General features: G+C 51.4%; 1 pseudogene. It reads right to left on the reverse strand.

The window, feature by feature from the left end:
- A pseudogene (locus ACYVTD_RS18025) lies at positions 1 to 366 on the reverse strand (argininosuccinate lyase); the annotation flags it as partial.

Below are 366 nucleotides of genomic sequence, written 5' to 3' on the forward strand. Positions count from 1 at the left end.
CCCTTACGCACGCCGCGGGGGTCAGTGCCTTATAAACGTCTTCGTTAAAAAGTTTCGAGCGTTTTTTCAATTCGCTAATTTTTCTGTCCGCTATGTGCTTCTGTCCCGCCTCGATACAGTCCCGCACGATAAGTGCGGCTGTTTCATGCGCCGCTCTGAAAGGTAGCCCTTTGCGGACAAGGTACTCCGCCGTGTCGGTCGCTTCCAGAAAACCGCCCGAACAGGACGCCTTCATTCGCTTGACGTTAAACTGCGCCGTTTTAATCATACCGGCGAACATTTTAAGGCATGCGCCTAACGTGTCGATGCTGTCGAATAGGTTTTCCTTGTCTTCCTGCAGATCCTTGTTATACGAATAGGGAAGCC

This window comes from Treponema sp. R6D11 (assembly GCF_054786075.1).